The organism is Campylobacter sp. S4:11, from assembly GCF_024723695.1.
In the GTDB taxonomy this organism is placed as follows: Bacteria; Campylobacterota; Campylobacteria; order Campylobacterales; family Campylobacteraceae; genus Campylobacter_D; species Campylobacter_D jejuni_C.
Map to the genome: position 1 here is coordinate 18762 of NZ_JANQDC010000006.1, position 19754 is coordinate 38515.

At 29.3% G+C, this 19754-nt stretch carries 18 protein-coding genes; 6 read left to right on the plus strand and 12 right to left on the minus strand.

Annotated elements, in window-relative coordinates; all coding sequences use genetic code 11:
- The first annotated feature begins 8 nt into the window (after positions 1-8).
- Entirely contained in the window at positions 9-773 is a 765-nt protein-coding gene (locus CAMP5053_RS03110) for a transporter substrate-binding domain-containing protein (protein ID WP_214136154.1), read from the plus strand.
- Here the strand turns inward: CAMP5053_RS03110 and CAMP5053_RS03115 are convergent.
- Complete coding sequence (locus CAMP5053_RS03115; RefSeq protein WP_442863254.1) at positions 770-1552, minus strand: amino acid ABC transporter permease; 783 nt, start codon at positions 1550-1552, stop codon at positions 770-772. The genes CAMP5053_RS03110 and CAMP5053_RS03115 overlap by 4 nt on opposite strands.
- Positions 1553-1561: 9 nt before the next feature.
- Positions 1562-2389, minus strand: a complete 828-nt coding sequence (gene ppk2, locus CAMP5053_RS03120; RefSeq protein WP_087699924.1) for a polyphosphate kinase 2 — start codon at positions 2387-2389, stop codon at positions 1562-1564.
- Between the two features lie 92 nt (positions 2390-2481).
- Here ppk2 and dsbD point away from each other — a divergent pair, with 92 nt between their 5' ends.
- Positions 2482-4173: a protein-disulfide reductase DsbD gene (gene dsbD, locus CAMP5053_RS03125; RefSeq protein ID WP_337217235.1), complete on the plus strand. Its 1692-nt coding sequence runs from the start codon at positions 2482-2484 to the stop codon at positions 4171-4173.
- Positions 4173-4826 carry an MOSC domain-containing protein gene (locus tag CAMP5053_RS03130; protein ID WP_337217236.1) on the plus strand — a complete coding sequence of 218 codons (654 nt, stop codon included), beginning with the start codon at positions 4173-4175 and terminating at the stop codon, positions 4824-4826. The genes dsbD and CAMP5053_RS03130 overlap by 1 nt, the downstream gene beginning before the upstream one ends.
- Here CAMP5053_RS03130 and CAMP5053_RS03135 read toward each other — a convergent pair.
- Positions 4819-5994 (minus strand): NAD(P)/FAD-dependent oxidoreductase, encoded by a 1176-nt coding sequence (locus CAMP5053_RS03135; RefSeq protein ID WP_261544826.1) that lies wholly within the window; start codon positions 5992-5994, stop codon positions 4819-4821. The two genes, CAMP5053_RS03130 and CAMP5053_RS03135, sit on opposite strands and share 8 nt — an antisense overlap.
- Before the next feature lie 102 nt (positions 5995-6096).
- Between CAMP5053_RS03135 and CAMP5053_RS03140 the strand changes: the two genes are divergently transcribed.
- Positions 6097-7461 (plus strand): sodium-dependent transporter, encoded by a 1365-nt coding sequence (locus CAMP5053_RS03140; RefSeq protein WP_337217237.1) that lies wholly within the window; start codon positions 6097-6099, stop codon positions 7459-7461.
- Here the strand turns inward: CAMP5053_RS03140 and CAMP5053_RS03145 are convergent.
- The 5 genes from CAMP5053_RS03145 to CAMP5053_RS03165 form a co-directional block, all read right to left on the minus strand.
- Positions 7432-8316, minus strand: coding sequence for a 1-aminocyclopropane-1-carboxylate deaminase/D-cysteine desulfhydrase (locus CAMP5053_RS03145; protein ID WP_337217238.1), 885 nt, complete (start codon positions 8314-8316; stop codon positions 7432-7434). The genes CAMP5053_RS03140 and CAMP5053_RS03145 overlap by 30 nt on opposite strands.
- Positions 8303-9253 carry an OmpA family protein gene (locus CAMP5053_RS03150; protein WP_214100397.1) on the minus strand — a complete coding sequence of 317 codons (951 nt, stop codon included), beginning with the start codon at positions 9251-9253 and terminating at the stop codon, positions 8303-8305. Before CAMP5053_RS03150 ends, CAMP5053_RS03145 begins: the two co-directional genes overlap by 14 nt.
- A complete protein-coding gene (locus tag CAMP5053_RS03155; protein WP_337217239.1) occupies positions 9240-10571 on the minus strand; it encodes a MotA/TolQ/ExbB proton channel family protein in 1332 nt (443 codons plus the stop codon). The genes CAMP5053_RS03150 and CAMP5053_RS03155 overlap by 14 nt, the downstream gene beginning before the upstream one ends.
- A 75-nt stretch (positions 10572-10646) precedes the next feature.
- Positions 10647-11711, minus strand: a complete 1065-nt coding sequence (gene fbaA / locus CAMP5053_RS03160) for a class II fructose-bisphosphate aldolase (RefSeq protein WP_214100396.1) — start codon at positions 11709-11711, stop codon at positions 10647-10649.
- The gene (locus CAMP5053_RS03165; RefSeq protein WP_337217240.1) at positions 11711-12526 is read right to left on the minus strand and encodes a peptidylprolyl isomerase; all 816 of its coding nucleotides are present in this window, start codon (positions 12524-12526) and stop codon (positions 11711-11713) included. Before CAMP5053_RS03165 ends, fbaA begins: the two co-directional genes overlap by 1 nt.
- A gap of 78 nt (positions 12527-12604) precedes the next feature.
- Between CAMP5053_RS03165 and nth the strand changes: the two genes are divergently transcribed.
- On the plus strand, positions 12605-13228 hold the full coding sequence (gene nth, locus CAMP5053_RS03170; RefSeq protein ID WP_214136143.1) for an endonuclease III: 624 nt from the start codon (positions 12605-12607) through the stop codon (positions 13226-13228).
- A 28-nt stretch (positions 13229-13256) separates the two neighbouring features.
- Here the strand turns inward: nth and gltS are convergent, their stop codons facing one another.
- The 4 genes from gltS to CAMP5053_RS03190 form a co-directional block, all read right to left on the minus strand.
- Positions 13257-14465 carry a sodium/glutamate symporter gene (gene gltS, locus CAMP5053_RS03175; RefSeq protein WP_087699901.1) on the minus strand — a complete coding sequence of 403 codons (1209 nt, stop codon included), beginning with the start codon at positions 14463-14465 and terminating at the stop codon, positions 13257-13259.
- Between the two features lie 114 nt (positions 14466-14579).
- On the minus strand, positions 14580-15920 hold the full coding sequence (locus tag CAMP5053_RS03180; protein WP_261529706.1) for a TolC family protein: 1341 nt from the start codon (positions 15918-15920) through the stop codon (positions 14580-14582).
- Between the two features lies 1 nt (position 15921).
- On the minus strand, positions 15922-17853 hold the full coding sequence (locus CAMP5053_RS03185) for an ABC transporter permease (RefSeq protein WP_214125512.1): 1932 nt from the start codon (positions 17851-17853) through the stop codon (positions 15922-15924).
- Positions 17850-18983: an efflux RND transporter periplasmic adaptor subunit gene (locus CAMP5053_RS03190; protein ID WP_337217241.1), complete on the minus strand. Its 1134-nt coding sequence runs from the start codon at positions 18981-18983 to the stop codon at positions 17850-17852. The genes CAMP5053_RS03185 and CAMP5053_RS03190 overlap by 4 nt, the downstream gene beginning before the upstream one ends.
- Positions 18984-19110: 127 nt before the next feature.
- On the opposite strand from CAMP5053_RS03190, the gene CAMP5053_RS03195 reads away from it, so the two are divergent.
- Positions 19111-19719, plus strand: coding sequence for an NAD(P)H-dependent oxidoreductase (locus CAMP5053_RS03195; protein WP_337217242.1), 609 nt, complete (start codon positions 19111-19113; stop codon positions 19717-19719).
- Positions 19720-19754 lie beyond the last annotated feature (35 nt).

A 19754-nucleotide genomic window follows, 5' to 3' on the forward strand; every position in this document is an offset into this window, starting at 1 on the left:
GGAAAAAAATGAAAAAAATTATTTTACTACTTGCATTGTTTTTTACACTCAATGCAAAAGAATTAATTGTAGGTATGGAATTAGCTTATCCTCCTTTTGAAATGAGCGATACTAAAGGTAATCCAAGTGGTATTAGTGTAGAGTTTCTACAAGCCTTTGCCAAAGAAAAAAACTATGATTTAAAAATCCAAAACATAGCTTGGGATGGACTTATACCTGCTTTAAGAACTCAAAAAATAGATCTCATCATGTCTTCTATGAGTATAAGTGAACAAAGAAAAAAAATAATAGATTTTACCTTGCCTTATGCTAAGGCAAATTTAGCGATATTAAGCGCTAAAAAATCAAATATTAATTCCATAGAAGATTTAAATCAAAAAGAAAAAATCCTTGCTTTAAAAAGAGGTTCAAGTGCACATTTATATGCTCAAAAAAATCTTAAAAACGCAAAAATCTTAGTATTTGATAAAGAAAATGCAGCTATTTTAGAAGTCATTCAAGCTAAAGCTGATGCTTTTATTTATGATCAAATGAGCATTTATAAAGCATGGAAAAAACATCCTGAGCAAACAAAAGCTATTTTTACCCCTTTTGAAAAAACACCTGAGCAATGGGCCATAGCTATAAATAAAAACAATACTAAATTAAAAGAAGAACTCAATGAGTTTATTTTAAAATCTAAAGAAAATGGTTTTTTTGATAAACTAAGTCAAAAATATCTCAAAGATATGCAAGAAGTTTTCAAAGAACAAAAGCTTGAGTTTTTCTTTTAAGAAAAACTCTTTTCAAGCTTTCTTGAAAACATAGAAATAGGTAAAGTTAAAATCAAATAACAAAGTGCCAAAGGAATATAAATTTCTAAAGTTGAAAAAGTGAAAGCATTGATTTCTTGAGCATTTTGCGTTAATTCTGAAATAGCTATAACGCTTAAAAGAGAGCTATCTTTGATCAAATTACTAAGTTGTCCACTTAGTGGCGCTAAGATATTTTTTAAAGCTTGAGGAAAAATTACGCTTTTATAAATTTCAAACTCATTCAAACCCAAAGCCTTAGCACTTTCGTATTGCATTTTATCAACACTTAAAATCCCTGCTCTAAATATTTCACAAATATAAGCACTAGTAAATAAAGCTAAAATCAAAACTCCACAAACATAGCGATTATCAAGCCCCAAATTATCTGCAAAAATATAATAAATCAATAAAATTTGCACTAGCAAAGGTGTGCCTCTAATAAGCTCTATAAAAACTCTTGCAAACATATTAAAAAGCACGATTTTACAAAGACTCATATAGCATAAAATCAAAGCAAAAATCATACCTACAATCAAAGATAAAACACTAATAAAAAAACTCGTAAAAAAGCCTTGTATCATTTTATCTTTATATTCATAAATTGCTTTAAAATCAAAATTATAACTAGCGCTTAAAAAAGACAAATAAAAAAATAAAAACAATAAAAAAACCAACAAAAAAGCATTGAATAAAAATACTTTTAGATTAATTTTTTTATGTTCATTAAATTTACTACGTACTATAAAAAGATGACTCAATTCTATCCCTTATTTTTTATCAAATTTTTTAAGTTTTTCATCATTTAAGCTAAGCTCCATTTTGCGAATTTCTTCTTCACCACTACGCACTAATTTTTTATCGTATTTAAAATACTTATTTTTAATTTTATTTGGATATTCCAAAACACTAAGTAAATACTTAAATAAATTAATCCTTGCTTTCTTTTTACTATCTGAATTAATAATCACCCAAGGACATTTTGGTGTATTAGAAGCTAAAAGCATAGAATATTTTGCTAGAGTGTATTTATCCCACAATTCTTGGGATTTTTCATCGACTGGAGATAGTTTATATTGTTTTAGCGGATCTGTTCTTCTTTGTTCAAAACGTCTTTTTTGTTCTTGTTTGGAAACTGAAAAATAAAATTTAAAAAATAAAATTCCACTATCAAGCAACATCTCTTCAAAAGAAGCCACCTCGCGCAAGAATTTTTTATGCTCATTTGGAGTACAAAAGCCCATCACAGGTTCAACACCTGCTCTATTATACCATGATCGATCAAAAATCACTATCTCTCCTGCTGCAGGTAAATGTGTTACATAACGTTGAAAATACCACTGAGTTTTCTCTACATCACTTGGTTTTTCAAGCGCTACCACACGACAACCTCTAGGGTTTAAATGCTCAATTAATCTTTTAATAGCACCACCCTTTCCCGCCGCATCGCGTCCTTCGATTAAAATCAAAACCTTTAAACCCTTATCTTTAACATGATTTTGAAATTTCAAAAGCTCAATTTGTAGCCTTTTAAGCTCGCTTTCATATTCAAGTGTTGATTTTTTTACCTTAATGAGAGTAAATTTGTCCTTGTCCATAACAGGCTCCTTAATTTAGGATAATTATTAACTTAAATTTACCACAAATAAGTAAAATAAAATAAATTTAATTTTTAGTTTCAAGGAGAAAAATGCGTTTTTTAGCGGTATTTTTTATTTTTTTGAATTTAGCTTTTGCTAATAATGGAGTATTATCACTCAATGAAGCTTTTAAACTCAATACTCACAGCAACAATCAAGGAATTTTTTTAAAAATCAATCTCGCAGATAGAATTTATCTTTACAAAGATCAAATCAAAGTAGAATTAGACTCTAACGACATTACTTCTTTATTAAATTTCCCACAAACTCAAACTAGAGAAAACAAAGAAGTAATTTTTAGCCAACTTGAACTTTTCATACCTCAATTATTATTAGATGATTTTATTAAAAACAACAAAGCAAAACTTTCCCTAGCTTATCAGGGTTGCTCAGAAGATGGTTTATGCTATCGTCCTGTATATGTAAATTATGAACTTAATAAACAAAATGAAATTTATACTATAAAATCCGCTAAAGATCAATTTAAAAAGCAAAATGAAGATGAGCAAATTGCTAATGATTTAAGCACGCAAAATATATTTATCACACTTTTAACTTTTTTTGGTTATGGCTTATTATTAGCACTTACTCCTTGTATTTTACCAATGATACCTATTCTTTCTTCATTAATCGCAATGAAACTCAAAAACAAACCATCTAAAAAACATAGCTTTTATTTATCTTTTATCTATGTCTTTTTTATGTCTTTAGCTTATGCTATAGCAGGTGCTTTAGTAGGACTTGCGGGAGCTAATGTACAAGGTTTATTACAACAACCTTGGATTATCATTACTTTTGCGGGTATTTTTGTATTGCTCTCACTTTCCATGTTTGGCCTTTATGAATTACAACTACCACTTAAATTTCAAAATTTTATTAATAAAAAAATAGAAGGCAAAAATGGAGTTTTTGGTATAGCTATCATGGGCTTTTTATCAGCTCTTATTGTAGGACCTTGTGTGGCTGCACCTTTAGCAGGGGCTTTGCTTTATATTACTAATAGTGGTGATGTATTTTTAGGAGGGCTTTCTTTATTTGTGATGAGTTTTGGTATGGGCATACCTTTACTTTTAATAGGACTTGGAGGAAGTTTTTTAAAAAGTGGAGCTTGGATGCTTAAGATAAAGATTTTCTTTGGTTTTATCATGCTCATCATGGCAGTTTGGATGCTAGAAAGAATACTTAGTGCAAATATCATTTTAATGCTTTATGGGGTTATAGGGGTGTTTTTTGCTAGCTTTATGGGTTTATTTGATGAAGCAAAAACTAATTTTGATAAATTTAAAAAAGCAAGTATGATTTTGGTTTTAGCTTATAGTTTAAGTCTGATTTTAGGTGGTTCAATGGGTTCAAAAAGCTTACTAAAACCTCTTGAGTTTAATCTTGCTTCAAAAGAAAATAACTCTAGTTTAAGTTTTAAAACCATTAAAAACTTAAAAGAGCTTAAGCAAGAATTACAAAATTCTACCAAACCAGTCATGCTTGAATTTACAGCCGCTTGGTGTGAAAACTGCAAACTTTTAGAAGAATATACTTTTACAGATACGAAAGTACAAAATTTGCTTGCTAATTACACACTTTTAAAAGCAGATGTAACACATAATAGCCAAGAAGATTTAGCTCTTATGAAAGAATTTGGAGTTTTTGGGCCTCCTGTGATGATATTTTTTAACAAAGGCGAAGAAAAAGGACGCATTATAGGCTATGTAGATGCAAATGAGTTTTTAAGTAAAGTTCCTTAATGAGCTCTATTAAATCTTTACAAATTGGTAAAATCAAAAACTATAATGAATTTCATTCAGCATTTATCAAGGATATTTATTTAAATTCTTTGCAGATTTATATAGATTGTATTCGTGATAATGAAATAGCTGATAAAATCCATCATGGACATTTAGAAAAAGTTGTTTTTGCAAATAGTGTGCAAAACTATACTTTATGGAGTAATTATTTAAATCAATACTTAAATTTTGGAGAAATGGGAGAGAATTTAAGTATTGATGGTTTAAATGAAAATAATGTTTGTTGCGGAGATATACATGAAATAGGAACTTGTATTTTACAAGTAAGTCAACCGCGCAAACCTTGTTTTAAAATTTCTAGCATACACAATCACTTAAATTTCACTCAAGAAATTTTCAAAAGTGGAAGAACTGGATGGTATTATAGAGTCTTAAAAGAAGGTATAATAAACAAAAATGACAAAATCAAAATCTTACAAAAAGATGAAACTAATTTAAGTATTATGGAATTAAATCAATTATTTTTTAATCCTCTTAAAAATTCAAATTCTTTAGAAAAATTAGAAAAAATTTCCACCCTAGCAAAAGGATGGAAAGAAAGCATTCAGGCTAGATTAAATCATACTTATGATAATTCTTATATGTTTATTTAAAAAATCCTTTTATCCCTATAAGCTGATATTGCCATAGTTTTTCTATAAAAATTTTAAGTTTTATTGCCAAAAGACCACTAATTGGTTTATGTAAAACCGTTCCAACTGCATAATCCTTTCCGATTGAACAAACGGTATTTCCACTTATAAAAGAAAATTCTTGTTTAAAATCTTTCTCATCAATCATAGCCATTAAAGCTTTAGCTACATAAGCTCCTTCTCTTAATGCAAGCTGGGCTGTTGGAGGATAAGGGGTATTGGTTTTAGGATTTTTAAATAAACTATTATCACCTATAAAAAAGTATCTTGACGCATTTTCAACATTTAATGGATGCATGAAAGCATCTACTTCTACACGCGATCTTGTGCTTGAAAAATCTGAGCTATTTTCTATAACACTACTGCCTCTAACCCCTGCAGTCCAAATAATAGTATTAGCTTTAACAAATTCTCCTCCATCAAGTCTTATACCATTTTTTTCACATTCTGTTATTTTAGATTTTTCATATACTTTCACACCAAGTGCTTCTAGCCTTTGCCTTGCTTTTAAAGCCAAACTTTTATCAAACATAGGTAAAATTTGATCCATAGCTTCAATAATAGAAAGTTCTAATTTTTCATAAGCAATTTGCTCTTTTTGGCAAAAGAATTTAAGCTCTTTAGCTAAAGAAGCTACAAATTCAACACCGCTTAAGCCCCCACCACAAACTGTGATTTTTAAATCATCTTCATTTTGGGTGGTTTTGTAATTTTTTATTTTCTCATATATTATTTCATTAATTTTTAAAGCATTTTCATAATTGTCTATACTCAAAGCATATTCTTGCATACCTTTAATACCAAAAGTTTCTTTAGCAAAACCAAGTCCACATACTAAAATATCAAAGTCAAATTCATTATTTTTAGTAAAAACTTTGTCTTTAGAAATTTTTAAAACTTCATCTTGGATAAAGTTGATTTTTGGATTTAATAAAGGCAAAAGATCATATTTTGAACTATAAATATCTTCATTGGAAGCTACTTTGTGTAGTAAAATAGTATGATAATGATAAGAATTGTTATTAATCAAACTCACTTGTGCTTTTTCAAAAAACTCATCAGGTAAAGCTTTTATAGCCGATAAAGTAGCATATCCTGCACCTAAAAACAAAATTTTCTTTTTTTGCATGGATTTTCCTTTAATTTGATAAAAAAATAAATAAAAATTTGGCATAATGGTATTATTTTTTATCTTAAAATATTTTTTATTTAAATTTGACAAGGAAAAAGTATGCAAAGACAAACTTGGAGCAATACGCTAACTTATATCCTTACAGTAGCAGGAGCGACTATTGGTTTTGGAGCCACTTGGCGTTTTCCATATTTAGTAGGTGAAAATGGAGGCGGTGCTTATGTTTTGGCCTTTTGTATAGCTATGATTTTTATAGGAATTCCTGTGATTTTGGTCGAAAATGTCATAGGAAGACGCAGAATGCTAAATTCAGTCGATGCTTTTGGCGGAAAAACAAGCGATGGAGTTACAATATCTAATTCTTGGCAAGGTGTTGGCTATATGGGACTTTTGGGAAGTTTTGGAATCATGGCTTATTATATGGTAATAGGCGGATGGGTTTTAGCTTATATTTTTAAAATTATCATAGGTGATTTTAATCTTTCAAGTCCCATTAACGCTCAATATACAAGCGAATTTTATAACTCAACCATAGAAAATAATCCTTTATTAATAGGAATTTTTACTACTATATTTGTGATAATTAATTGGATTATCTTAAAAAAAGGTGTGATTGATGGCATAGAAAAATCAGTAAAATACCTTATGCCATTTTTGTTTATCTGCCTTTTGGTTGTTGTTGCACGCAATTTAACTCTTGAAGGAGCAAGTGAGGGCGTGAAATTTTACCTTACTCCTGATCTTTCCAAAATCACTCCTAAATTATTTATAGATGTTTTAGGACAAGTATTTTTTGCCCTATCTTTAGGCTTTGGGGTAATGATAACCTTATCATCTCACCTTAAAAAAAATGAGAATTTAATCAAAACTTCTGTTTATACAGGAATTTTAAATACCCTCATAGCAGTACTTGCTGGTTTTATGATTTTCCCTGCTTTATTTAGCGTAGGTTTAACCCCTGATAGTGGGCCATCTTTGGTTTTTAAAACCCTACCTGTTGCATTTTCACATATACCTTTTGGAAGTATAATTTGCGTGTTTTTCTTTTTGCTTTTAATCATCGCTGCACTTACCACAAGCTTACCAATTTATCAAGTAATCATCAGTGTTTTAGAAGAAAAATTTAAACTAGCTAAAAATACCGCTATCAATCTAACACTTGGAAGTATTTTTGTCTTGGGAAATTTACCATGTATACTTACTTATGGTCCTTTAAAAGATATTACTATCATCAAAGAAAAAAATATTTTTGATAGCTTTGATTTTATTAGTGGAAATATATTCTTTGTTTTAACCGCATTCTTTTGTTGTCTATATGTAGGTTGGGTGCTTAAAAAAGATGCTATTTATGAACTTTCTAATCAAAATACCCTAAAAGGAAGTATTTTTAAACTATGGTATTATTATGTTAAATTTATTATACCTTTGATTATCTTAGTGATTTTTTATTTTGGCATTTTTTAGTTTATATTCATAACGCTTTAACATGCTTATATTTCCTTCAAGGCCTCCTTGATGGATATATAAGATTTTTCCACCAAGTTGCTCTTTATGAGCTAATAAAGTTTTAAAACCCACCATATCATAAAGCAGATCAAACTCCACCCCACATTCTTTTTTTAAATCTTGATAAAGCTCATAAAATTCCAAATAAGGCTTAGCAAAATGATATTTTTTAGGTGGGTTTAATATGGCTAAATTATTAAAATCATAATTTGGTTCTAAGCTTAAAATTTGCCCTTTTAAATACGCACTATCTCCCACACAAGCACATGTAAAAACTTTAAATTTACTATGTTTAGCCAAAAAAGCTGCAGAAGTTCCTGTGCCTGAGGGTAAAAAAATACTTACATTTTCACCCAACTGCTTACTAAACTCTAAGGCTAGTTGTTGGTATCCAAATTCAGCTTCTTTTATAGCCACACCCTCTTCTATAAAAATATCATTATCTTTTTTTAAAGCTAAAGCTTGCAATCTTCTTGTAGGATAATTTGTATTTTCTATCAACTCCACATTATGTTTTAATGCAAAATCTAAATTTCCATGGGGATTTTCTTTTAAAAAAGAACTCATTTTTTCACAAACAAAAATAAGTGAAAAATCATTTTCGTAACAAAACTTAGCTAAAGCAACTAAAGCATTACTTTGAGAAGAACCAAAAGAAATAAATCTTTGTCCTTTTTTAAATAAATGTTTGTTTTTTTCAAATAAGGCTAGTTTTCTAGCCTTATTTCCATTGATATAACCTAATAAATCATCTCTTTTGAGTAAAAATTCAAAATCTTTGTATTTTAAAACATCGATTCTACTTGCTTTCAAGGTATTTTTCAACCTTTTCTAAAGCATTATTTGTATTGATATTAAACTTAATCTCTATTCTACGGCTTGCTTCTTTATCTTCTTTACCATCTTTCATAATCACATCAGAATAAGACCTACCACTTGCCATTAAAAGTTTTTGCAATCTTGGATCTTTGTAAAATGAATGTATAAAACTCATCACAGCATAAGCTCTTTTTTGTGATAAATCAAGATTATATATATAAGAACCTGCACTATCTGTATGGCCTTCTATAACTATATTTTCTATGCTATTTAAGATATTTTCATCTTTTAAAATATTGTCAAAATACTGCGTTAAAATCGCTTTCAAATTTTCTTTTGCATGTGCTTTTAGCGTAAAAGAATTTGTATCAAAAAGCACTTCAGAAGGTAAAACTATTGCCCCTGTATTAGAATCTAAAGTAATATTAGTGTCAAATTTAGCTTGAAGATTTTTAATGGTATTTTCTTTGATTAAACCTAGTTCTTTGATTTTACTTTTTGCCTCATCAAAATTACGCTCTAATTCTTTGATTTCTTCATCTTTTTTGTTTAATCTCTCAAGCAAAGCAAAAATTTGCTGATCTTTTTCATCCAAACTTGAATTTAAATCTTGATTAAGTTTAGTAATATTAGCCTCTAAAGCCTGTTTTTGCTTATTAACATCATCAAGCGTACTTGAAGTATTATTTAATTTTTGACTAAGATTTTTTAAAATATCTTCTTTTTGGTTTAATTCCTCTTTGTTTTCTCTTAAACGCTCTTCTTGCTTTTGTAGATTTTCTTTTATGATTTGCAAATCACTTTGAGTTAAAACATACTTAACAACTATAGCTCCAATAAGCAAAATAAATATAAAAAGCAAACCTGCCATTAAATCTGCATAAGCTATCCAAAAATTATTTTCTTCATTATTAGAATTATTTTTTATCATCTATTTTTTCATCTTCTTTTTGATTTTCAAGCTTTGCAATAACTTGTGTGGTTTGCTCATCTAATTCTTTGCTTTCTTCTTTAAATTCTTGCATTAGTGAAATTTTTTCATCAATATTTTTTTCATCTTCATAAGCTTCTTTAAAAGTATGCATACCCTCTATAATACTTGCCCTAAAGCCTTCAAAAAGCTTAGTTTGATTATCGAGCATAAGATTTTGATATTTTTCAATATTATTTGAAAAATTATTCACCTTTTCATCTAAAGCACTCACGCTTTTATCTAAATGCACAATCTTATCTGAGCTCACATCCAAAAGTCTATTGTATTGCTCTGAAATTCTTAAAGTTAAATCTTTTATATTTGAATTTAGCATATTTACCGCATTTGCAATCTCACTGTAAGTTTTAACTATATCTTTTTGCTCTCTTTGGGTTTTAGATAAATCGCTCATAGTTTGTTTTACATGCTCACTGCTTAATCTTACAGCTTTTTCCTCAGCATTTACAAGCTCATGAAAAACTTTGAATTTTCTATCTATTGTATTATCTAATTCTTTAAAAAATTCCTCATTACTCACATGCTCAAAAATCGTGCCTATTTTTTCAAAATGTTGCAAACTTTCTTGAAGGTATTTTCTATCAATTTCTTCTTTAGACCAGAAAAAATCGCTTGTTGCATTTTTTTGACGATTTAGAAGTTTTTGGAACTTACTACTGCCGTATTTTTCAAAAAATATCCACCAAAGTGCTAAAAAAATTCCATAAATTGATACATAAAAGGCTGTTCCTACTCCATTTAATAAAACTGAAATTTCTTGTTCTAAACCTGCTGTGTCGCTTGAATTAAAATTTGGCATAGACATGGCTATACTTATAAAAGTTCCTAAAATACCAAGCATAGGAAAAATAGCTGCACCCACAGAAGCAAAATTTTCATTTCTCAAATCTTTCACATAAGCATAAGCAAAATCATCAAAACTAGCATTTGACTTTGTTTCTTTACCTATAACTAAAAAATGCTTCATAATATAGCGTTTTAATATAAGCTTAAATTCATCTTTTTGTTGCTCAAAAATACTTGAAGCATAATCAGCACTGTGTCTAGCAAAAATCAAAGCCACCAAAAAGATAATCCCTATCATTACAACACTATGTAATTCTACTTTAAAATCAATTTTTCCAAAATATCCTAAAAGCACTAAAATATACAATATAGCAGGGATAAAAATAATCTTTAAATAAGCAACAATCCCTGTACTACCTTTTCCCTCAGGTAATACAAGATCAGAAAAATCATCAGTTGTTTTAACTTCCATTTTATAAACCTTTGTTAATTTTACTCTAAAAATTTAAAATCTTCACAGGAAAATCAACTAAGAGTTATAAAACTCTTAGTTTCTATCGATACAATTTAAATCGCTAAAAGCACACTCTAAGCGTTTAATCATACTCTCTTCGCCCGCTCTAAGCCATACTCTTGGATCATAATATTTTTTATTTGGCTTATCTTCTCCATCTGGATTACCAATTTGTCCTTGCAAATAAGCTTTATTTTTTAGTTCATACTCTCTAACACCATCCCAAAAAGCCCATTGTGTATCTGTATCAATATTCATTTTTATCACACCATAGCTAAGTGCTGCTTTGATATCTTCTATATCACTACCACTGCCACCATGGAAAACAAAATTGATTGGTTTTTCTTCGCCAAGATTGAATTTTTCTTTTACATAATTTTGAGAGTTTTTAAGAATTTCAGGTCTTAAAATCACATTTCCTGGTTTATATACTCCATGTACATTACCAAAGCTAGCTGCAATTGAAAATCTATCACTAATTTTAGAAAGTCTCTCATAAGCTAATGCTACATCTTCAGGCTGAGTGTATAATTTTGCATTATCGATATTAGTATTATCCACTCCATCTTCTTCACCGCCTGTACATCCTAACTCAAGCTCTAAAGAAATTCCAAGTTCAGACATTTGTTTTAAATAATTTTCACAAGTGCCTAGATTGCTTTCTAAATCCTCTTCACTTAAATCAATCATATGAGAGCTAAACAAAGGTTTGCCTGTTTCTTTTTTAAACTCAATATTTGCTTCAATCAAAGCATCAATCCAAGGAAGTAGTTTTCTAGCAGCATGATCTGTGTGTAAAATTACCGGAACTCCATAAGCTTTTGCCATTAAATGCACATGTCTTGCACCACTTATAGCGCCAAGTACATCAGCTTTTGGACAAGTTTTTCCTGCTACAAATTTAGCTCCACCATTTGAAAATTGAATAATCACAGGTGAATTAACTTTTTTAGCACTTTCTAAAACCGCATTGATAGAATTTGTCCCTACGACATTTACCGCAGGGATGGCAAATCCTTCTTTTTTTGCATGATTATATACGATATTTAGATCATCACCACTTAAAACACCTGGCTTAACAAGATCTAGTACACCCATTATTTGTATTCCACTTTTGCTTTTTGAAGAAGTTCTTGAGCTTTTTTATTCATAAGTTCTTTAAATTCTTCCATTTTGATATTGCTTTCAATACCTGCTTTTACTTCATTATAGCTCATAGTACTTTTTGCTCTAGCATCTTCTTTTAGGATAATATGATATCCAAAATCACTCTTTACAGGTGTTTTAGAAATAGTACCTTTTTTCATAGAAAAAGCTGCATCAGCAAATGGTTTTACCATAGTTGATTCAGCAAACCAACCAAGATCACCACCTTGAGCTGAAGAGCCTTTATCAATTGATTTTTCTTTTGCAAGTTGAGCAAATTTATCATTTAAAGCTTTTCCACTTAATTTACTAAGCTCAGCAATAATATCTTTAGCTTCTTTTTCACTAGTTACTAAAATATGTTTAGCTTTTACTTGAGCTGGTTTAGTAAATTTATCTTTATTTGCTTCATAGAATTTTTTAGCTTTAGCATCATTGTTTTTAATTGAATCAAAAATTTTCTTTTGATAGATATTTACCAAAATAGCTTCTTTAGCACGCTCTAATTCTTCTTTATATGAAGGATCATTTTCTATTTTTTGAGCTTTAGCATCTTTTAATACAAGTTGTTGAATGATATATTGATCAATAATTGCTTTTTTTTGTTCAGCCGGCAAATCAGTGATTTTAGCACCTCTTAACATAGGAGCAAAAAACTCATTTACCTCTGTATCACTAATATTGTTTCCATCAAGGGTTGCAACCACCGCAGCATTTAAACTTAAACCTGTTAATAAAGCCACAGCAACTAAAGAAATTTTTTTCATTGTTTTTCCTTTGAAATAGTTTTGTTGATTTTATTATATCTAAACTTTATTTAAAGCCGATTAACATACAATAAGTTTATGAAAAGAAATTTAGAAATTAAAAAATTGTTTTTAGAGCATTTTGGACAAGCAAAAACAGAATTAGTTTTTAGCAATGCTTACGAGCTTATAGTTTGTGTTATGCTTTCAGCACAATGTACTGACAAAAGGGTCAATCTCATCACGCCGGCTTTATTTAAAGCTTATCCTAGCGTGCAAGATTTAGCTAAAGCAAATTTATCATCTTTAAAGCTTTTGATTAATTCTTGCTCATTTTATAATAATAAAGCACAAAATTTAATCAAAATGGCTCAAGCAGTTTGCGAGCAATTTAATGGTGAAATTCCAATGGACGAGCAAGATTTAAAAACTCTAGCAGGAGTAGGACAAAAAACTGCACATGTGGTGATGATAGAATGGTGTGGGGCTAATTGTATGGCTGTAGATACCCATGTATTTAGAGTTTCTCACAGACTTAATCTTAGCAAAGCTAAAACTCCTGAAGAAACAGAAAAAGACTTAACTAAAATTTTTAAAGATAATCTAAACTATCTTCATCAAGCTATGGTGCTTTTTGGACGCTATACATGCAAGGCTAAAAATCCTTTATGTAAAGAGTGTTTTTTAAATCATTTATGTAAGAGTAAAGATAAAAAAATTTAATCTAGCACCAATTTAGTGCTAGATGATTTTAATGAAAGAATGGTAGATACAAGAAAGCATTAATCACTAAGGCATTTACTATATCTATGAAAAATGCGCCTACTAAAGGTACAATAATAAATGCCATATGGCTCATACCATAGTGATTTGTTACAGTTTGCATATTGACCATAGCTGTTGGAGTAGCACCTAAACCAAAACCACAATGACCTGCTGCTAAAACCGCTGCATCATAGTCTTTTCCACATACTCTAAAGGTTACAAATATAGCAAAAGCAGCCATCATAGCAACTTGCACTATTAAAATTACCAACATCGGCAGTGCAAGGGTTACTAGATCCCAAAGGTTAATAGTCATTAACGCTAAAGCTAGAAATAAAGATAAGCTTACATTACCTAAAACTGAAACTTCTCTATCAAACACATGGTGAATTTTTGTAGCTGATAAAACATTTCTTAAAACAACACCTACAAAAAGACAATACACGAAAGTTGGCAAAGTAAAACCTGTATTTGTTTTAATATAAGTAGATAAAGCATTACCTATTAATAAACATAAAGCAATTAATGCTAAAGACTCTATAAAAGAAGATGGAGTGATCAATCTTTCTTTTTCTGGAGATTGGAAATTTAAAATCGCATCTTTATCATCATTTTGTTTTGGAACCACTAGTTTATATTTATTGACTAAATATCTTGCAACAGGACCACCTATAATACCACCTGAAATAAGTCCAAAAGTTGCACAAGCAATAGCAACAGTAGTTGCACTAGAATATAAATAAGGTTCTTTGATAAATTCAGCTGCCCAAGCTGCACCTGTACCATGACCACCACTCATTGTAACAGAACCTGCTATAAGCCCCATAAGTGGATTTTGTCCCATAGCACTTGCCACACCTATACCAACTATATTTTGTGCAAAAAGTAAACCTACAACTACTACTAAAAAAATTGCTAACTTTTTACCACCTTTTTTAAGTGAAGCAAAATCAGCCAACAAACCAATACTTGAGAAAAATGCAAGCATTAGTGGATCTTTCATAGATTCATCAAATTTAATATTTAATGAAAAAGAACTATGTAAGATTAAAAGAATAATCGCAGCTATTCCACCACCAACAACTGGTTCAGGGATATTATAATCACGAAGAAATTTTACCCTTTTAATGACAAAAACGCCTAGAAGCAATACTATAACCATAGTAACTAGCGTTGCATAAAAATCAAATTTCATACCTCTCCTTTGTTTGATTTATTTCTCAATTGTATTCTAAATGACTTTAAAACAACGCAATTAAATACCACTCTTTACTTAAATATTACAAAATGAAACATTTTTAAGTCTATTTTACTCTGAAATCAAGACTATATTATGATACAAATTAATATTTTTAAGCAAAGATAGTTTTGCTCTATTAAGCTCTTGAAGTGAATTAATAAGCAAAGCATCTGCATCAAGATAATCTTTTAGCTCATTACGCCCTAATTCGTATTTTTCAAAATATAATTGTGTAATTTTTGCTTGATTAATATTAATGTCTTTTACTAAATTTAACAAATCATTATAGTATTTATCATTTTCATAACAAAGCTTAAACTCATGAATAGCTCTTTGCAATGTATCCTTATACTCATATAAGCGTGCTTGGTATGCAAATTCAGAAATTTTTACATTTTGTCTTACTCTATAAAAGTCCAAAAATGGTAAATCAATAACAACATTTCCACCTAAGATTAAAAATTTAAAACTCTCATCAAAATTTTTATCACTCCCATCTAAATTTCCCAATATTTTTATGCTAGGTAAAATGCTTTTTTGCACACTTGTATAATCTTTATAAGAAGCCATAAGTTGATTTAGTTTTGCTTGAACTTGTGGTCTATAAGCAAGTATTTTTAGCTCTATATCAAAATTAATTTTTTGCAATGAAAAATCTTCAAGAGTATAATTTAGCATTTTATTAATCAAAAACTCATCATCTTTACCTAACAAATCTTTTATATTTTTAAGTGTTAAGTCTTTATTTTGCAAATTTGTAATGATGTTTTGTTTAGTATTTAATAAAGACTTTTTGATATTTAAAAGATCAATATACTCAACCTTGCCATAATCAAATTTAGTAGTATAAATTTCTAGCATTTGCTCAAGATTTTTTAAATGATTATTTAGTAAGCGATCTACATCATTAAAATAAATCAATTCAAAAATACTATTAATTGCTAAATTAATCGTATCAAGCTCTAAAGAGCGTAACTCATATTCACTTGCTTTTGCTAAAAATTCAGAACTAGCAACTTGATCTGAAATTTTTCCATATATATCAAGCTCATAATTTAATATAATGCCATTTGAAAAACTATGCATTTCTGTGCCATTGTTTAAATTTTTTCTTATATTTGCACCTAAATTTCCACTCAAAGTAGGATAAAGATCTAAATTTAAAAGCTTATATCTAGCTAAAGTGCTTAAAAAATTAACTCTTGCTACATTTAAATCTTTGTTATTATCAATAATAGCTTTTAAGATATTATTTAAATCTTGATTATTATATTTTTCCCACCAAGCCTTACTTGCGTTAAAATCTTCAAAATATTCTTTTTTTATTTGCTCTTGAAATACTTGCTCTAATTTTACTCCTACGCAAGCATTTAAAAAAAAGGCTATAAAAAATAATAAAAATATTCTCATCTCACTCCTTTGATAAAGCACTAATAGGATTTAAATTTGCTGCATTTTTTGCTGGGAAAAATCCAAAAACCACTCCGATTAAAACTGAACTTAAAAGCCCTAAAAATACTGAATTTAACGAAAGTATCATTGTAAAACCAAAATTTAAAGAATTAAATACTTCAATAATGATAAAAGAAAGCATTACTCCAAAAATAGCCCCTAAAGAACAAATCAATACAGCTTCTATTAAAAACTGCATTAAAATATCTTCTTTTCTAGCCCCAATAGCCATTCTAACTCCAATTTCCCTTGTACGCTCACTTACTGAAACAAGCATGATATTCATCACACCAATACCGCCTACTATCAAAGATACCACTGCAATAGAGGAAATAAGTAAAGTTAAAGTAGCAGTATTTTCCTCAATAGCATTTTTAATCGCGTCAGAATTTATAGTGAAAAAATCTTTTTTTCCGCGTTTAATTTCTAAAATTTTTACCATAGCCTCTTCAGCTAAAGCAGGATTTACCTCATCTTTTACCTTAGTTACTATAGCTCTTATTTGCTTATCTCCTGTGATTTTATTCATCAAAGTAGAATAAGGAGTATAAATTTTAATAGTATTTTCATCAGCCCTAAAGCCTTTATTGTCTCTTTCTTTTTTTAAAACACCAACTATGGTTAAAGGTTGCTTGTTAAAAATCACACTTTTACCTAAAACATCTTTAGCACTGATATTATCAAATAAAATTCTCAAAGCATTTTCATCTATAATGCAAATATTAGTATTATCTTTTATATCTTCATTATTAATAAATCTACCATCTACCATCACAAAACCTCTAAGTCTTAGATGATTTGGCCCTACTCCATAAATTCTAGCCTGCAAAGAATTATTCTTATAAGTTACAACCCCCACTTTACCTACATCAGCTTCCACTGCTTCTAAATAAGGCAAAGAACTTAAGGTTTTTAAATCACTTAAATTTAGCCTTGTTCTACCTGATCGAATATCCCCCAAGCCACGCCCTGAAACAACTTCTATGGTATTAGTTCCAATGGAGCTAATAGAAGCAAGTATGTTTTGTTGGGCTCCAAGCCCTAAAGCAACCACGCAAACTACTGAAGCTATACCTATGATAATACCAAGCATGGTAAGCAAAGAACGCAGCTTGTGTGCTACAATGGAAGCTACGGACATTTTCAAACTTTCAAAAAGCTGATTTTTAAGCAAATTAAAGCTTTTTTTCTCTTTTGGCATTAACTTAGCTTTTATTTCGTCTGCTTTTTTTACACCATTATCGCTTATAATCTTACCATCTTTAATTTCAATAACTCTTTTTGCTCTAGCAGCTATTTCTCTATCATGAGTGACTAAAACTACAGTGTGTCCTTGCTCGTTTAGTTTATTTAAAATTTCTAAAACTATCTTACCGCTTTTAGAATCAAGTGCACCCGTTGGCTCATCTGCTAAAATAAGCTCACCACCATTCATCAAAGCTCTTGCTATAGAAACTCTTTGCTGTTGCCCGCCACTTAGTTCATTTGGCTTTGATAATTCTTTATGATCAAGCTCTAAAAAAGAAAGTAGTTCCTTAGCCTTTTGCGATCTTTCATGTTTGTTTTTACCTGCATAAACAGCAGGTAAGGCTACATTATCTTTAGCATTTAAAAGACTAAGTAAATTATATCTTTGAAAAATAAAACCTATTTTTTCGCGTCTAATTCTTGCTTTTTCATCTTTGCTTAAATTAGTTACTTCATATGCATCTAAAAAGTATTTTCCACTACTTGGTTCATCAAGTGTTCCTATAATATTTAAAAGAGAGGTTTTACCACTACCTGATTGTCCTATAATGGCTACAAATTCTCCTTTTTGAATATAAAGATTAATATTTTCTAAAATAGTTGTATTATTAATCTTTTTTTGTATATTTTCTAAGCATATCATTTTTTATTTTTACCTATGATAACTAAATCACCCTCATTAATACCATCTAAAATTTGAGTATTTAAACTATCTTTAATACCTAATTTAACAGGTGTTTTCACACTTATATTATTGGCTTTTAAAATTTCTACATAATAACCACTTGTATCGCTTTTTATAGCTAAAGTTGGTATAACTAAAGTATTATTTTCTGTTTTAATCGCAATTTCATTTTCTGTACTCATACCTATACGTAAAAAATTATTATCATTTTTTACAAAAACCCTTGCATAATAATACACAGCACTAGCGCTAGTACTTGAGTTTGAGTTTAAATTTGTATTACTTGTTGCATCACTTATAGTAGTATTTGCTGGATCTATGCTTGAAATAGTTGCTTCGTATTTTTTATCAGGTTCATTTAAAATGCTAAATTTAACCTTTTTTCCAATACTGATTTTATTAATATCAGCTTCAGCTATTTGCATACGAATTTCCATTTCACTTAAATCAGCCAAACGCACTATACTTGGTGTATTTTGGTTTGCATTTACAGTTTGTCCCTCTTCAACCGCTACATTAATAATCTCACCCTTACTAGGTGCAGTTATAGTAGTATAAGCTAAATCTTTTTGAGCATTTTTTAAAGAAATTTCAAGTTGAGTAGTTTGAGCTTTTAAATCAGCCACATTTGCCCTTAGGGCATAAAAAGTATTTTTAAGATTTTCTAGATTTTCTAAGGAAGTAGCCTTTTTGGCATAAAGCTTTTGCTCTCTTTGGTATTGTTTAGTAGCTATATCAAGAGCGATTTTTTTACTTTCTAAATTTGCCTTTGCGCTTTCAAGCTGAGCTTTGGTAATATCTAAATCATTTTGTTGCTTATCTTTATCAATTTGTGCGATTAAATCACCCTCATTAACATGATCACCTAATTTTACATAAAGTTTAGTAATTTGCCCACTAACTTGTGCACCAACATCAACTTGTGTTTTTGCATAAACTTCGCCTATTGCCTCTATACTTTGAGTAATATCTTGTTTTTTAACTTCATAAGTTAGATAATTATATTCTTCCTTATTTGCAAAAAAGAAAAAATACACCCCTATAATGAGTATAATCAAAAATATGCTTAAATAAATTATTTTTTTCATTTTAATCCTTTAAAAACCGTATAATAAAATATTTGTATGAAGTAAAAATAAAATTGTAACAATAAAACATAATTTTAACAATTTTAAAGCTTATAAGATATAAGATAAATCAAAAAAAGGAAAAATAATGCAAGATTATTTAAATTTAATGCAAAATCGCTCTTCTATTAGAGCATATACTCAAGAAAAAATTTCTAGAGAGAACTTAGAATATATCTTAGAATGTGCTAGATTATCTCCTAGTTCTTTAGGGCTTGAACCTTGGAAATTCTTAGTTTTTCAAAAAGATGAACATAAAAAAGAAATTGCCAAAATAGCTAACAATCAAAATCATGTAGCAAATTGTGCTGCTATTATTGTTGTGATCTCAAGAGCTGATTTTAAAGATTATTTTGAAGAAAAACTAAAAAAGCGTGGTTTAAGCCAAGAAGAGTTAAATAAACGCTTGCAAACTTATAAGCCATTTTTAGACGCAATGGATTTAGAACAAAGTTTTATTTATGCTAAAGAACAAAGCTATCTTACCATTGCAAATATTATCAATGCTGCTTATAGTTTAAATGTAGGCTCATGTATCATCGGTGGCTTTGATAAAGATAAAATCAATCAATATTTAAATTTAGACACTACCAAGCAAAGAGTATCCATGCTCATTACTCTAGGATATACCCAAGAAAATACTAGCGTAGAAAAAGCTCGTTTTGCATTTGATGAAGTGGTAGAATTTAAAGATTAATCAAATATCAAAACTCCATTTAAATTTTATATAAT

What these genes read in the sequence shown, in the direction of transcription:
- gltS (WP_087699901.1), bottom strand. Translation starts at nt 14,465, where the DNA reads ATGAAATTTGATTTTTATGCAACGCTAGTTACTATGGTTATAGTATTG.
- CAMP5053_RS03185 (WP_214125512.1), bottom strand. Translation starts at nt 17,853, where the DNA reads ATGATATGCTTAGAAAATATACAAAAAAAGATTAATAATACAACTATT.
- dsbD (WP_337217235.1), top strand. Translation starts at nt 2,482, where the DNA reads ATGCGTTTTTTAGCGGTATTTTTTATTTTTTTGAATTTAGCTTTTGCT.
- CAMP5053_RS03130 (WP_337217236.1), top strand. Translation starts at nt 4,173, where the DNA reads ATGAGCTCTATTAAATCTTTACAAATTGGTAAAATCAAAAACTATAAT.
- nth (WP_214136143.1), top strand. Translation starts at nt 12,605, where the DNA reads ATGAAAAGAAATTTAGAAATTAAAAAATTGTTTTTAGAGCATTTTGGA.
- CAMP5053_RS03140 (WP_337217237.1), top strand. Translation starts at nt 6,097, where the DNA reads ATGCAAAGACAAACTTGGAGCAATACGCTAACTTATATCCTTACAGTA.
- CAMP5053_RS03150 (WP_214100397.1), bottom strand. Translation starts at nt 9,253, where the DNA reads ATGATAAAAAATAATTCTAATAATGAAGAAAATAATTTTTGGATAGCT.
- CAMP5053_RS03165 (WP_337217240.1), bottom strand. Translation starts at nt 12,526, where the DNA reads ATGAAAAAAATTTCTTTAGTTGCTGTGGCTTTATTAACAGGTTTAAGT.
- fbaA (WP_214100396.1), bottom strand. Translation starts at nt 11,711, where the DNA reads ATGGGTGTACTAGATCTTGTTAAGCCAGGTGTTTTAAGTGGTGATGAT.
- CAMP5053_RS03135 (WP_261544826.1), bottom strand. Translation starts at nt 5,994, where the DNA reads ATGCAAAAAAAGAAAATTTTGTTTTTAGGTGCAGGATATGCTACTTTA.
- CAMP5053_RS03110 (WP_214136154.1), top strand. Translation starts at nt 9, where the DNA reads ATGAAAAAAATTATTTTACTACTTGCATTGTTTTTTACACTCAATGCA.
- CAMP5053_RS03190 (WP_337217241.1), bottom strand. Translation starts at nt 18,983, where the DNA reads ATGAAAAAAATAATTTATTTAAGCATATTTTTGATTATACTCATTATA.
- ppk2 (WP_087699924.1), bottom strand. Translation starts at nt 2,389, where the DNA reads ATGGACAAGGACAAATTTACTCTCATTAAGGTAAAAAAATCAACACTT.
- CAMP5053_RS03180 (WP_261529706.1), bottom strand. Translation starts at nt 15,920, where the DNA reads ATGAGAATATTTTTATTATTTTTTATAGCCTTTTTTTTAAATGCTTGC.
- CAMP5053_RS03155 (WP_337217239.1), bottom strand. Translation starts at nt 10,571, where the DNA reads ATGGAAGTTAAAACAACTGATGATTTTTCTGATCTTGTATTACCTGAG.
- CAMP5053_RS03195 (WP_337217242.1), top strand. Translation starts at nt 19,111, where the DNA reads ATGCAAGATTATTTAAATTTAATGCAAAATCGCTCTTCTATTAGAGCA.